This is a genomic window from Acidovorax sp. Root275, assembly GCF_001428965.1.
Lineage (GTDB): Bacteria > Pseudomonadota > Gammaproteobacteria > Burkholderiales > Burkholderiaceae_C > Acidovorax > Acidovorax radicis.
On record NZ_LMJH01000009.1, the window covers coordinates 742,522 to 755,967 of the forward strand.

Annotated in this window: 9 protein-coding genes; 3 read left to right on the forward strand and 6 right to left on the reverse strand. The window is 64.4% G+C overall.

Going from position 1 to position 13,446, the window contains the following annotated elements; genetic code table 11:
* The first annotated feature begins 164 nt into the window (after positions 1 to 164).
* The 3 genes from ASE52_RS18405 to ASE52_RS18415 all read left to right on the forward strand — a co-directional run bounded on the left by ASE52_RS18405 (position 165) and on the right by ASE52_RS18415 (position 3,627).
* The gene (locus ASE52_RS18405; protein WP_057228156.1) at positions 165 to 1,331 is read left to right on the forward strand and encodes a dsDNA nuclease domain-containing protein; all 1,167 of its coding nucleotides are present in this window, start codon (positions 165 to 167) and stop codon (positions 1,329 to 1,331) included.
* Positions 1,328 to 1,807, forward strand: a complete 480-nt coding sequence (locus ASE52_RS18410) for a hypothetical protein (RefSeq protein ID WP_057228158.1) — start codon at positions 1,328 to 1,330, stop codon at positions 1,805 to 1,807. The genes ASE52_RS18405 and ASE52_RS18410 overlap by 4 nt, the downstream gene beginning before the upstream one ends.
* 80 nt (positions 1,808 to 1,887) lie before the next feature.
* Entirely contained in the window at positions 1,888 to 3,627 is a 1,740-nt protein-coding gene (locus ASE52_RS18415) for a hypothetical protein (protein WP_140426268.1), read from the forward strand.
* Positions 3,628 to 3,871: 244 nt separating this feature from the next.
* On the opposite strand, the gene ASE52_RS18420 is transcribed toward ASE52_RS18415, so the two are convergent.
* From ASE52_RS18420 to ASE52_RS18445, 6 genes are all read right to left on the reverse strand, one after another.
* Positions 3,872 to 5,644 carry a tannase/feruloyl esterase family alpha/beta hydrolase gene (locus ASE52_RS18420; protein WP_082606927.1) on the reverse strand — a complete coding sequence of 591 codons (1,773 nt, stop codon included), beginning with the start codon at positions 5,642 to 5,644 and terminating at the stop codon, positions 3,872 to 3,874.
* A 109-nt stretch (positions 5,645 to 5,753) separates the two neighbouring features.
* Positions 5,754 to 7,490 (reverse strand): tannase/feruloyl esterase family alpha/beta hydrolase, encoded by a 1,737-nt coding sequence (locus ASE52_RS18425; RefSeq protein WP_241777048.1) that lies wholly within the window; start codon positions 7,488 to 7,490, stop codon positions 5,754 to 5,756.
* Positions 7,491 to 7,610: 120 nt separating this feature from the next.
* Positions 7,611 to 9,371, reverse strand: coding sequence for an acyl-CoA dehydrogenase family protein (locus ASE52_RS18430; RefSeq protein WP_057228164.1), 1,761 nt, complete (start codon positions 9,369 to 9,371; stop codon positions 7,611 to 7,613).
* 175 nt (positions 9,372 to 9,546) lie between these two features.
* Positions 9,547 to 10,536 (reverse strand): Bug family tripartite tricarboxylate transporter substrate binding protein, encoded by a 990-nt coding sequence (locus ASE52_RS18435; RefSeq protein ID WP_010466902.1) that lies wholly within the window; start codon positions 10,534 to 10,536, stop codon positions 9,547 to 9,549.
* A gap of 203 nt (positions 10,537 to 10,739) precedes the next feature.
* On the reverse strand, positions 10,740 to 11,504 hold the full coding sequence (locus tag ASE52_RS18440; protein ID WP_010466903.1) for an SDR family NAD(P)-dependent oxidoreductase: 765 nt from the start codon (positions 11,502 to 11,504) through the stop codon (positions 10,740 to 10,742).
* 41 nt (positions 11,505 to 11,545) lie between these two features.
* On the reverse strand, positions 11,546 to 13,414 hold the full coding sequence (locus ASE52_RS18445) for a feruloyl-CoA synthase (RefSeq protein ID WP_057228166.1): 1,869 nt from the start codon (positions 13,412 to 13,414) through the stop codon (positions 11,546 to 11,548).
* Between the last annotated feature and the right edge of the window lie 32 nt (positions 13,415 to 13,446).

Below are 13,446 nucleotides of genomic sequence, written 5' to 3' on the forward strand. Positions count from 1 at the left end.
CCCCTCTCTGCCACCGTAAGGCCTGGGTCGCATTGATTTCAGGCAGATCTAGTGCGGCCCAATACCGCATCACTCATCGGGTAGGCGATGCAGGTAGTGGGCGTTCGCACGTAAATCTGATACAAAACGTGTACAAGCAATTTGGGGGGAGCAAAACAAAAACCATGGACCTTATCCATGAGAAGGCGCCGCGCGAAGCTGTTGGTCGGGACACCATGGTGCGATTCCGAATGCAGTTTCAAGCAGCAGCGTTCGCGGCGCTCGAAATACTGAGCGGAAAAGAAGTCGACCGCGTCTACTGCGACTACCACGACGATTTCGTCGTGCGCAGGACCGTTGCTGGCGTAGTCGAGTACCACTTCTTTCAGGTCAAGACCAAAGGCAGGGCCAACCAGCAATGGGACATCGATGGGGTCTTTGCTCTTAAGAAGACGGGTGAACTCGACACTGCTGAAAAGTTGGAGGCGATTCGAAGCAGCATCGCAGGCAAGCTCTTCGTTCACACTGTGGAGTTCGGCGACCAATGTCGGGAAGTCACGGTTCTCAGCAATGTGCACTTCAAGGACGAAGTTCACAACCTCGTCGCAGACCTCGCTGCTGGCACGTCCAGCAAGAAGTACACGCGTCAACTCATCGAAAAGTTCGCAGCCATTGTTTCCCCCAACCAACCGCTATCGCCTGAACAGGTTGAAGCCGCTCGACAGAAGCTTACGTTGCTACCTGGCGTGCAGTACATCGGTGACACCCTCGAAGCCTTCGGTATTGCTGCACATAACGCCATCTGGAAGCATTCCGAGATTGAGTTGCATCAACACGAGGTTGAGCGGATAGCTAGGAGCTTGGTGACTCTTGTCGAGGAGAAGTCCTGCGCGCCGATCAACGGGCTGTCCAAGACTGACATCGATTTGGCGACTGGAGTCGGTCTTGAGGACCTGCTTCAGGTTCTGAGCATCTCCACTCAGGTGTACCAGACACTGCAACAAGGGGGAGACCCGGCTGCGATCAAGGCCGCGTCAGTCCTTCAGCGAAAGCTGAAGGAGGCTGGTGCCACTGAGCCAATGATCGAGGCGGCCTCGCGAGCGAAGGTTTCCTGGGATGTGTGGTTTAGAAGCGCGCGGCACACATTTCCGGACTTCACCTTCAACCTCTTGCTCGACGAAATCGACAAGAAGTGCAAGGCGTGGCTCCTTGGCGGCGGTGCCTTGGCCGACCTCGAGAACTTCGTCCAAGAGATTTTGGATTCGTCCATAGGCAAGAAGTTTTCGGCGTTGGACACAGACCTAGTCTTCGGCGGCTTCTGCGCCACCATCGTTAGGAGGGCGACGCGATGAGCTCCACCGAGTTCTTCAGCGAAGCAAGGCGCCTTGGTCTCAAGTTGAACCTTTCTGGCGAAGGTCCTTCGCCGATGCATACGCTCGATAACGAAGCTCTGTTCCAGTTGCCCTTGCTTGCAATGACCATCTTGGCAATCTCGAAGGGCCGGTCAAAGCCGGAGCTGCCCGAAATTGGTCAGTTGGTTGGAGAGTGCTTGGAGAGGACTGTGGCCGGCTTCAAGGGGTCATCTCAGGACATTGGTTGGTCTGGCAACCTGCGCATCAGGACTATCAAGGCCTTGACGTTCTTGGAATCAACCGGTCAGGTCACCATCGACAAGGTGACGCGCGAAATCTCTGCTACCGACTTGGGCAAGAAGGTCTATAGCGGAGCCGTGGTAGGGGAGAGTCTTCTGGCTCACTCTATGAAAACAATCGAGCTCAGCTACCAGTACATCAGGGACGAAGCTCGAGTCAGGGGAGAAGTGAATTGAGGCTGAAGTCACTGCAGGTCGAGCCCTTGGGCGAAGGAGGTTGGGGAAGCCCGCTCCTGGAGTTTGGGCACCGGACCACGATGCTCTTCGCGGCGAACGGCAGTGGAAAATCACCTGTCGTGCGTATGCTTGCTTCCGCTCTGGGGTTTCCCAACAACTTCCGGGCGGAAATTCTTGCGAAGTGCAACGCCGTCGTCTTGCAGGCCGAAGTGGAGGAGAAGCAGCTCGCGATCCGGCGTTCCCTTGGGGCCGAGAACGGGATCTTCTATGCCACGATTGACTTTGATGGTGAGCAAACTGCGCACCATTCCGAGGCATCATTCTCGGCTGCGCTTTTCCACTTGCTCGGGCTGAAGCCACCGCGACTGGTGTCGACCAAAGGTGAGGAAACGAAGCCCTACATCGCGACTCTGCTGCCGCTCTTCTATTTGATCCAGGGCCACGGGTACTCAGCTGCCTACCGCGCGCCCAGCTCCTTCATCACGGATCAGTTTGTGGAGATGGTGCGGTTCGCGTTCGGTCTGAATCCAAAGCACTCGTTCGAAGTCAAGAAGTCGATCATAGAAGAGCGAAGTGCTTTGGAGGCGCAGACCCGCAAGATCGTCGCTGCGCAACGCGTGCTTGAGTATCAGAGCCGCGGCGTGGACAACAGCGATGCAAATCAGTCGGCGCTGCAACTGAGCTCAGAGAATCTGACGCAGCAGATCGACGGGCTACGCGTATCGGTGGACGCCAAGGGCAGCGCGAGCTCGACACTGACGGAACTGCTGCGCCAGAAGGACGTGCAAATCCGGGCACGCCAGTTGGAGCTCTTCGAACTGCAGAATCGGGTCGCGGGCATCGAGACCATTCGTGCGGAGATCGATGGCGAAGTCAAAACTCTTGGCCTAAACGAAGAGGCTCTTGGCGTCTTCAAGTCTTTCCAGGAAATCTGCCGTGCTCCGAACTGCGGGCTGTTCCTTGGAAGCGCCGAGTCGTACGGAAAGAACCTGCTGTATCTGAAGGATCAAATCAAAGACCTTGAGCGCAACAGTCAGCGTGCCGAAATTCGTGTTGAGCAGTTGGAGGAGCGCCTTGAGGAGCTAGGTGCGGAGCGCCAGACTCTCGTCGACAACCTTGAATCGCCGAGCGCTTCTGGCTTCGACCAACTAGTGACGGCTGTACAAACCTTGACCAAGCAACTTGTGGGTGTTCAGGGCGAACTGGCCCGAATCGCGGCCGTGAAGAACGAGCGTTTGAAGCTTTTCACACTGGAGCAAGAACGAGACCGCATTCAGGACCGCATTGAAGGGCTCACGAACACGGGAAGAGCTGACCACGCGTTCAACGACCTTCGACGGAGACTGCGTGAGCTGACCGTGAAATGGATGGACATGCTGGATACCACCAGCGTGTCAAGGAACGTAGACATCGACTTGAACTTGCGGTTCACCTTTGGAGGAGAAACGCTGGAGACCATTGGCAGCGGCGGCACCAGTAGTACCACGAGCCGACTAGTCCTCGCCATTCACGCAGCGCTGTTGGAAGCCTATCTCGCCGACAAAACACGCCCGTTCCGCTTCCTGATTCTGGACACGCCGAAGCAGGACGAACTTCACACAGCAGACTTAGCAAGGTACCTCACAGAGCTAGAGAAGATGTGTGAGGCGAATGACGCGCAGCTTCTCTTCTCCTCCACAGAATACGATCACCCGACCGCGAAGCAGGACAGGCGCTGGCTTCCAAAGTACCGAGGGCCGGAGAAGCCGATGTACCTTGGGAAGCGGACTGACCTGTTGCCCGGGGATGTGGCCGGGCGCTTTCCTGCAGATGGAGCTTGATGTCTGAAATTCGGGAGAAAGTTGAGGTTTTAATGTCGGCTTTGCAGATCACGCATCTGGTCAATGCGACATCAGCTCTCGCTGCAAAGCTGCCAATCAATCTGTGCAAATCGCTTCTCACTGGTGTGTAGCTCGGGTCGCAAAGTCTTGAGCTTCCAGGGCCGCACGAGGCAGCACTTCTAGCCACCCTTCCGCACAAGGAAAAAGCCCGGCACAAGCCGGGCTTTGCACTCTCAAGCAGTCATCACTTGCAGCTAAAACTGCTCGCACTCTCCACATCCCCCGTGCCGTTGTAGCGCGCCACCTTGGGGTACACACATAGAGGCCGCGTGCGGTTGGCCGACCAGCTCGCAGGCAGCTCGGCGTTGACCACATTGGCCCCCGTGCCACGTGCCTTCGCTGTCACGCTCTCCGGCGCCTTGCCTTGTTCCACCCACGCCACCAGCGGGGCCAGCATGTCGAACTGGTCGGTGGCGGGGCCGCCGGAGCAGTGGTTCATGCCGGGCACCAAGTACAGGCGGGCAAAGTCGTCGGCCTTGCCGCCGTGGTTTGCCTGCACGCGGTCCATCCAGTTCGCGGTGTCGATGGGCGAGAACACGCCGTCGGCCACGCCGTGGTAGACCATCATCTTGGCGCCCCGGTTGCGCAGTGTGCCCAGGTCGGCGGGGCTGGGTGGCGTCATGTACGACCACGATGACTCGGTGTAGACCGGCGTGGTGGTGAACATCTTGGGGTAGTCCGTGTCCATGCTGAAGTTCAGCGCGTACTGCAGGCCGGTGGTGGCCTTGAAGGCGTCCAGGGTGGAGGGCGGTGTGGTGAACAGGAAGGCCACGGCACCCGCGTCGCGCGTGGTGGGGGCGTTGAAGTGCCAGAACGCAAAGTTGCTGCCTGCCACGCCGGGGTCGAACCAGGTGCCGGTGTACAGGGCTTCGCCCTTGCTGTTTTTGGGCCCGGCAAAGATGCTGGCCAGCACGTTCTTTTGCTCGGCAGAGATGCAAGATCCATCCCGCGCTGTGTTGGCAGCGGTGCAGGTGGGCACGTCGCGTTGCAGGTTGAACGCGGCCTGGCAGGCCTGCACGTCGTTCACCTGGCCGTCGGTGGCGCCGTCCAGCGCGTCGCAGCGCTCCACGATCTTGCGGCCGATGAGCTGGAACTCTGCGGGGCTCACGGCCTTGGTCAGGTCGGGTTGGCCGTTGGCGTCCTTGGTGGCCACCTTGGCGTACTGCTGGGCCTTCCACAGCTGGGCCGTGGCGGCCTTGGGCAGGCTGAAGCCGGGGTTGCCCGCCAGCACGCCGTCGTACTGGTCGGCATAGCGCGATGCGGCCACCATGGCGTGGCGCCCGCCGTTGGAGCAGCCGGCGATGTACGAGCGGTCGGGCCCCTTGCCGTAGGCGCCCTTGATCAGGTCTTTGGCCATGGGCGTGAGGGTGCCCACGGCCTGGTAGCCATAGTCGCGCCGGGCCTGGGGGTCCAGCCCAAAGAAGGGCGTGGGTGCGCCGTGGCCTGCGTCAGAGCTGAGCACGGCAAAGCCTTGCACCAGGCCGGGGGCCACGGGCGCAGCGCCGCTTACCGCGCCGAGTGCGGTCACCACGCTGCCGTCCAGCCCGCCGTTGGCCTGGTGCAGAAAGCGGCCGTTCCACGCCACGGGCAGGCGCATCTCGAAACCGATGGCGTAGGCCGCGCCATCCACGAGGCCGGTGCGCTCTTTCATCTTGCCCTTGACGAGGCAGTGCGCGGGGGCCTGGGTGGTCACGCCCTGCAGGGTCAGGGGGCCTTCCGGCACCTGCTCGGCGGAGGTGATGCGTGTGTCGGCCAGCGCCAGGCTGGTGGCCAGCGTGGTGCAGGACTGCAAGGTGGCGGGTGTTGCGGCGGCCAGTTGCGGTACGTTGGCGCGGGGCGCGGTGCTGCAGCCCGCCAGCAGCGCGGCGGCGGCCGCCAGGGCTGCCGTGGCTGCAGAGGCGGAAGATGTGAAAGAGGGGGCCAGAGCGCGGGGGCGCATGGGAAGGCGGGTGTTCATGCGGTGGTCTCCTGGGGGTTGTGGGGGCTGCCGCGCCATGGTGGCACGGGGGCGACTGGGAGGGAAGGGCCCTGGCCGAACGGTGGCCATGGCCCTTCCCGCACTTGCCCTATTTGCAGCTGAAGCTGCTGGCGCTTTCGATGTCACCCGTGCCGTTGTAGCGCGCGACCTTGGGGTAGGCGCACAGCGGGCGGGTGCGGGTGGCAGACCAGCTTGCGGGCAGCTCGGCGTTGACCACGTTGGCACCCGCACCGCGTGCACGGGCGGTCACGCTGTCGGGGGCCTTGCCTTGCTCTACCCAGGCCACCAGCGGGGCCAGCATGTCGAACTGGTCGGTGGTGGGGCCACCGGAGCAGTGGTTCATGCCGGGCACCAGGAACAGGCGGGAAAACGCGTCGGCCTTGCCGCCATGGTTGGCCTGCAGGCGGTCCATCCAACCGGCGGTATCTACGGGGGAGAACACGCCGTCAGCCACGCCGTGGTAGACCATCATCTTGGCGCCACGGTTCTTGAGCGTGCTCAGGTCGGAGGCGTTGGGTGGCGTCATGTAAGACCAGGGCGCCTCTGCGTACACAGCACTTGTGGCAAACATCTTGGGGTAGTCCGTTTCCATGCTGAAGTCCAGCGCGTAGCGCATGCCAGGGATGGCTGTGAACGCTGCCACGGAAGATGGTGGCGAGGTGAAGATGAACGCCACGGCGCCAGCATCCCGCGTGGCGGGAGACCCAAAGTGCCATGACGCAAAGTTGGCGCCCGCGATGCCGGGGTCAAACCAGGTACCGGTGTACAGCGCTTCGCCCTTGCTGTTCTTGGGCCCCGCAAAAACGCTGGAGAGAACAGTTTTCTGTTCGGGCGTCAGGCAGGTTCCGTCGCGTGCACCCGTACAACTGGGCACGTCGTTTTGCAGGTTAAAGGCTGTCTGGCAGGCTGCGACGTCATTCACCAGGCCATCCGAAGCTCCATCCAGGGCGTCGCATTTGGCCAGGATCTTGTTGCTGACGAGCTGGAACTCTGCGGGGGTGACAGCGGTGGTGAGATTGGGCAGGCCTGCGGCGTCGTTGGCAGTGGTCACCTTTGCGTATTGCTGGGCTTTCCATAGCTGGGTTGTTGCGGCTTTGGGCAGGCTAAAACCGGGGTTGCCCGCCAGAACACCGTCGTATTGGTCTGCATAGCGCGATGCGGCCACCATGGCGTGGCGGCCTCCGTTGGAGCAACCTGCAATGTATGAGCGGTCCGGGGCCTTGCCGTAGGCGCTCTTGATCAGATTCTTGGCCATGGGAGTGAGCGTGCCCACAGCCTGGTAGCCATAGTCCAGCCGCGCTTGCGGGTCCACGCCGAAGAAGGGGGTGGGGGCCGGATGCCCTGCGTCAGAGCTGAGCACGGCGAAACCTTGTACCAGCGCTGGGGAGACCGGCGCGGCCCCACTCACCGCTCCCAGCGCCGTGACCACGCTGCCGTCCAACCCGCCGTTGGCTTGGTGCAGGAATCGGCCATTCCACGCCTGCGGCATGCGAATCTCAAAACCAATGGCGTAGCTGGCGCCATCCACGGGGCTTGTGCGTTCCTTCATCTTCCCCTTGACCAGGCAATGTGCGGGCGCTTGAGCCGTTGCGCCCTGTACCGTCAGGGGGCCTTGCGGGACTAGCTCTGACGAGATGATCCGGGTCTCCGGCAACACCAGGGTGGAGGCCAGATTCGCGCAGGCTTGCAAGGTCCCCGGGCTGGCCGCTGCCAGTTGCGGCAGGCCCCCGTCCGATGAACCCCCTCCGCATCCGATCAGCAGGGCTGCCGGCAGGGCCGACAGGGCGAGGGGGTGGATGCGCATTCTTCTTTTCTTGATATTCATGCTGTTGTCTCCGTGATCTGAGGCCCAAGGAAACCCGCAGCGCGGCCTCAACGCGCAGCAGGGATTGGTGTGGCAAGAGAAGCGATTGCTACAAATTGAGTAGCTGTTAACGCTCTTCCATCAAGCGATGGCGGCCAATTTGGTCTTGATTTCGAGGGACTGCGCGATGCGCTGGCGCAGGATGGCGGCGCGCATGTCGAATTCGGGCAGCACCCACTGGGTGAGGGCCTGGGCGGGTGCGCTCCAGCGTTCGGGGTTGTGCGCTGGCTCGTTCCCGCGCTCGGAGGAACCGGTGGGCTCGCTCCCACGCTCGCCTTGGCTGGCCGCGCGGATCTGGCCCCAGGCCCAGTCCAGCAGCACCAGCGCCACGGCGCGCAGGTAATCGTCGGCCACCCAATAGGGCAGCTCGGGCTCGGACTGCGCGGCAATCGCCAGCGTCTGCGTGATCTCGATCAGCGCGTGGCGGCGCGCACCAGCGGCGGGGGAGGGCGTGGGGCCGGGTAGCGATGCCAACAGCGCCGTCAGGCCTTGGCCGCCGTCGGCCAGCACCTTGCGCACCAGCAGGTCGATGGCCTGGATCTCGTTCGTGCCCTCGTAGATCATGGCCACGCGCGCGTCGCGCACGATCTGCTCGATGCCCCATTCGCGCACGTAGCCGTGGCCGCCAAACACCTGCAGGCAGGCACTGGCGCCGTGAAACCCCTGGTCGGTGAGTGCCGCCTTGAGCACGGGCGTGACCAGCGCGCACCAGCGCTGGGCCGCGGCGCGCTCGCCCGCATCGGGGTGGTGTTTGGCCACGTCAAGCTGCAATGCCGTGTGGTAGGCCAGCACGCGCCCACCATCGATCCAGGCGCGCTGCGTGTGCAGGATGCGGCGGATGGCCGGGTGGTCCTGGATGAGGCTGGTGTCGGCGGCGCCGGGCGCGCGCATCTGGCGGCGCTCGGCGGCGTAGGCGCTGGCCTTTTGCCAGGCGGCTTCGAGCAGGCCGATGCCCTGCAGGCCCACGTGCAGGCGCGCCGCATTCATCATCACGAACATGGCGTTGAGGCCCTTGTTCGGCTCGCCCACCAGCCAGCCGGTGGCGTCGTCAAAGCGCATCACGCAGGTGGGGCTGCCGTGCAGGCCCATCTTTTCTTCGATGCGCTCGCACACCACGGCGTTGCGCTTTCCGTCCGGCAAGACCTTGGGCACCAGGAACAGCGACAGCCCCTTGGGGCCCGCTGGTGCATCGGGCAACCGCGCCAGCACCAGGTGCACGATGTTGTCGGTCAGGTCGTGTTCGCCGCCGGAGATAAAAATCTTGCTGCCGTTCACGCGCGCACTGCCGTCGGGCTGCAGCACGCCGCGTGTGCGCACCAGGCCCAGGTCGCTGCCCGCGTGGGCTTCGGTGAGGCACATGGTGGCCAGCCATTCGCCGGTGGCGATCTTTTCCAGATACTGCGCCTTGAGTGTGTCGCTGGCGTGGTGCTTGATGCATTCATAGGCGCCATGCAGCAGGCCCGGCGCCATGGTCCAGCCGTGGTTGGCACCGGCCAGCCACTCAAACAGCACACATTCGAGCACCGCCGGCAGGCCCTGGCCGCCATCCTCAGGCGCACACGAGAGCGAGGGCCAGCCCGCCTGCCAGAAGGCCTGGTACGCATCGCGGAACCCTGCGGGCGTGTGCACCTGGCCTGCGTCGAAGCGGCAACCCTCCTCGTCGCCCATGCGCTGCAGCGGGGCCACGGCGTTGTCGACAAACTTGGCTGCTTCGTCGAGCACCTGCGCGGCCAGTTCGCCGTCGGTGTCGGCAAACGGTGGCAGCGCCTGCCAGCGGCTGGGCGCCTGCAGCACATGGGTCAGCAGATGCTGGATGTCGGCAAGGGCCTGGCGTGCTGGCATGGTTTGCTCACTATTTGATAGCTGATTGCGCTTTGTGGATAAGCGCTGGCGGCTCTTTTTGCTGGAAACCTTGAAAACGGGCGCGGCCCAGGCGAGCGCCACCGTGGAACTGGCTTTGCCAGGCCACGGGTGGCGTCCCCCTCAGGGGGAAGCGGCGAAGCCGCTCAGGGGGAACTCAAGAATCCGCTGTGAAGCCGATCTTCTTGATCAGCGGACCCCAGGTGTCGTACTCGGCCTTTTGCCAGCGGGCTTGCTCTTCGGGGGTGGAGCCGTGGGGCATCAGGCCCACGATGGCCAGGCTGTCGATGACCGACTTTTCCTTCAGCGCCGCGTTGATGGCGGCGTTGGCGGCGGCGATCACGGGCTTGGGTGTCGCAGCAGGCGCGTAGAAGCCAAACCATTCTTCGGTGGTGAGCTCAGGGAAGCCCTGTTCGGCAAACGTGGGCACATCGGGCACGTAGATGGAGCGCTTCGGGCCCGAAGTGGCCAGGATGCGGATCTTGCCGGCCTTGTAGTTGGCAATGAAGTCGCCATGCGGCGTGACCATGGCGGCGACCTGCCCGCCCACCACGTCCGTCACACCGGGGATGGAGCCACGGTAGGGCACATGGCGCAGGTCCACGCCGCTGTTGATGCCCAAGAGCGCACCCAAAAAGTGGGGTGTGGAGCCTGCACCGGGCGAGCCGTAGCTCGCGTCCTTGGGGTTGGCCTTGGCCCAGGCCAGGAAGTCCTTCACCGTCTTTACGCTGGCCGGCACCATGGGGCCCACGGCCAGGCCGTGGTGCATCACCGCGGCGATCGACACGGGCGCGAAGTCCTTGTCGGTGTAGTTCATCTTGCTGTAGATGTGCGGGTAGTTGGCCAGGGCCGACACCTGCGCCACGGCCAGCACCGAGCCGTCGGCAGGCGCTGCCTTCAGTGTCTCGAGCGCAATGCGGCCGCCTGCGCCGGGCTTGTTCTCCACCACGCCGGCGTTCTTGCTGAACGCGGTGCCGCCCCACTTCTCGGCCACGCGGCGCGCGACGGTGTCGCCCGAGCTGCCGGCCGGAAAGCCGAAGTAGACCTTGACCTGCTCGACCTGCGCATGGGCGGCGAAGGGATGCAGGGCGCCCAGCGCGGCGCTGGCGCCAAGGGCCTGAACGAATTGACGGCGTGTGGTGGTCATGGTTTGTCTCCTGGTGTGTATCTGACGGAAATTTCAAAAAGCAACTGGGGTGTTTGCACACCCTCTTGTTATCGGCTGTGCTGCGCCTCCCGTGGCGCACAAAACTGGCGCTGCGTACGCCAGCGCCACGGTGGAACTGGCTTTTCCAGACCACCGGTGGCGTCCCCCTGGGGGGACGACGCGAAGCGGCGCAGGGGGGCTTCTCATCGTGGTGCCATGCGCAGGGCGCCGTCGAGGCGAATGACTTCGCCGTTGAGGTGCCCGTTGGTCACGATGTGGCAGGCCAGCTCGGCAAACTCTTCGGGCTTGCCCAGGCGCGGCGGGAAGGGGATGCTCGCAGCCAGCGACTGCTGCACGGCCTCGGGCAGCTCTTTCATCAGCGGCGTGGCGAACAGGCCCGGCGCCACGGTGCACACGCGGATGCCGTGCTGCGCCAGGTCGCGCGCCATGGGCAGCGTCATGCCCACCAGGCCGCCCTTGGAGGCGCTGTAGGCCTGCTGGCCCACCTGGCCGTCGAACGCGGCGGCCGAGGCGGTGAACATCATCACGCCGCGCTCGCCGCTCTGCAGGGCGTCGAGCTTCGCGCAGGCGGCGGCGAACAGGCGGCTCACGTTGTAGCTGCCGATCAGGTTGATGGTCACCACGCGCGTGAAGTCCTCCAGCGGCGCGGCGCTGCCGTCGCGCTGCACGATGCGCTTGGCGCTGCCGATGCCGGCCACGTTCATCAGGATGCGCGCGGGGCCGTGGGCCGCAGCGGCCTTCTCCAGTGCAGCGGTGACGCTGGCGGCGTCGGTGATGTCGCAGGCGCACGCCACGCCGCCAATGTCGGCCGCGACCTTCTCGGCCAGCTCGGCATTGCGGTCGAGCACGGCGACCTTGGCGCCCAGGCGGGCGAGTTCGCGGGCCGTGGCTTCACCGAGGCCCGATGCGCCGCCGGTCACGATGGCGGCTTGTCCTTGGATGTCCATGCTGTGTGTCCTTGAGAAAAATGTTGGGTGTGTCTTGGCGTTCAGTGGCGCGGCACCAGCGTGCCGGGCAGCGTGCCGCCGTGCAGGGCGTCCACCACATCCGCGCGGTGTTGCAGCACGGCGCGCTGGTTGATGGAGCCCTTGTCGGTGACCTCGCCCTTGTCGAGCGAGGGCGGCTCGGCCATCAGGTGCGCGCGGGCCACGCGGGTGGCGCTGCCGGTGGACTCGGCCGCGAGCTTGTCCAGCACCTGCTGGAAGTGCTGCTGCACCGGCGCGCTGGCCAGCACCTCGTGCAGGCTGGCGCTCTCGGGCAGGTCGCTGAGCGTGCGGATGGTGGCCGTGGGCACCAGCAGCGCGCCGATCTCTTTCAGGTTGATGCCGGTGATGACCGCGTCCTGCACGTAGGGCGCGCAGGCGGCGATGATCTTGGCGCGCATGGGGCCCACGCTCACGAAGGTGCCGGTACTGAGCTTGAAATCTTCAGCGATCCGGCCGTCGAACTTCAGGCCCTTGTTCAGGTCGTTCTCGTCGATCCACTTCACGGCGTCGCCCGAGCAGTAGAAGCCCTCTTCATCGAAGGCGTCGCGCGTGGCTTCGGCATTGCGCCAGTAGCCGGGCGTGATGTTGGGGCCGCGGTAGCGCACCTCGACCTTGCCGTCCACGGGCACGAGTTTCAACTCAAGCCCCGGCGTGGGCACGCCGATGTCGCCCGCCTGCACGTCGGGGCTGTTCACCGCCACGCAGAAGGGGCAGCCTTCGGTCATGCCGAGGCCCGTGTTCATCACGATGCGCTCGCCCACCTCGCGCTCGGCGCTCTCGAACAGCGAGTCCCAGATGGGCTGCGAGAGCGCGGCGGCGGCAAAGAAGAACATCTTCACGCGGCTGAGCAGGTTCTTGCGCAGCTGCGCGTCGGTCTTCATGGTCTGCGCGATCACCTCGAAACCCGTGGGCACGTTGAAGTACACCGTGGGCGCGATCTCGCGCAGGTTGCGGATGGTCTCGGCCATGCCCTTGGGCGTGGGCTTGCCTTCGTCGAGGTAGAGCGTGCCGCCGTTGTAGATGACGATGCCGAAGTTGTGGTTGCCGCCGAAGGTGTGGTTCCACGGCAGCCAGTCCACCAGCACCAGGGGCTCTTCGGCCAGCACCGGCATGGACTGGTTCATCTGCTGCAGGTTGGCGGCCCACATGCCGTGCGTCACGATCACGGCCTTGGGCAGCTTGGTGGAGCCCGAGGTGAACATGAACTTGGCGATGCTGTCGGCCGTGATGGCGCCGTGCGCCGCATCCACGGCCGGCGTAGCGGGGGTGGCCAGCAGGTCGCTGAAGGCCACGGTGCTGCGGCCCGGGATGCTGCCGGTGCCCAGCACTACCTTCACGTCGTCGGCCACGGTGGCCTCGATGGCGCGCGCAAAGCGCGCGGCGTCGCTGGCGAACACCAGGCCGGGGGTCAGCGTGTCCAGCACATGGCGCAGCTTGTCGAAGTCCTGGCTGATGGTGGAGTACGCGGTGGAGACGGTGCACTGCGGCACGCCGGCCACCAGGCACCCCAGCGACAGCAGCGCGTGGTCCAGGTCGTTCTCGCTCAGGATGGCCACGGGGCGCTCGGCGCTCAGGTGCATGTCGAGCAGGGCCTGGGCAATGCTGCGTGCGGCCTGCCAGGCCTGGCCGTAGGTGATGTGGCGCCACTCGCCCAGGCTGCCGTCGGCGTTCTTCACACGCTGCGCCATCCAGGTGCGATCGGGCACGGTCTGGGCCCAGTGCGCGAGCCGGTCGGTCAGGCGCAGCGGGTAGGCCTCCAGGTCTTGCGTGGCCCGCACGTAGACCACGCCGTCGTCGGCCTGCCGGGTGCTGACTTCGGTCACGCCAAAGCGCAGCGGCCGGTAGCGGGGGGAGGGGTTGGTTGCCGTCATAGGTGCTTTCGAGGCTTTTCGCGGGCGCGATA

Bases quoted from the DNA above. Each gene is read 5' to 3' on its own strand.
- ASE52_RS18410 (WP_057228158.1), top strand. From the start codon at position 1,328: ATGAGCTCCACCGAGTTCTTCAGCGAAGCAAGGCGCCTTGGTCTCAAG.
- ASE52_RS18415 (WP_140426268.1), top strand. From the start codon at position 1,888: ATGCTCTTCGCGGCGAACGGCAGTGGAAAATCACCTGTCGTGCGTATG.
- ASE52_RS18440 (WP_010466903.1), bottom strand. From the start codon at position 11,504: ATGGACATCCAAGGACAAGCCGCCATCGTGACCGGCGGCGCATCGGGC.
- ASE52_RS18405 (WP_057228156.1), top strand. From the start codon at position 165: ATGGACCTTATCCATGAGAAGGCGCCGCGCGAAGCTGTTGGTCGGGAC.
- ASE52_RS18435 (WP_010466902.1), bottom strand. From the start codon at position 10,536: ATGACCACCACACGCCGTCAATTCGTTCAGGCCCTTGGCGCCAGCGCC.
- ASE52_RS18425 (WP_241777048.1), bottom strand. From the start codon at position 7,490: ATGAATATCAAGAAAAGAAGAATGCGCATCCACCCCCTCGCCCTGTCG.
- ASE52_RS18430 (WP_057228164.1), bottom strand. From the start codon at position 9,371: ATGCCAGCACGCCAGGCCCTTGCCGACATCCAGCATCTGCTGACCCAT.
- ASE52_RS18445 (WP_057228166.1), bottom strand. From the start codon at position 13,414: ATGACGGCAACCAACCCCTCCCCCCGCTACCGGCCGCTGCGCTTTGGC.
- ASE52_RS18420 (WP_082606927.1), bottom strand. From the start codon at position 5,644: ATGAACACCCGCCTTCCCATGCGCCCCCGCGCTCTGGCCCCCTCTTTC.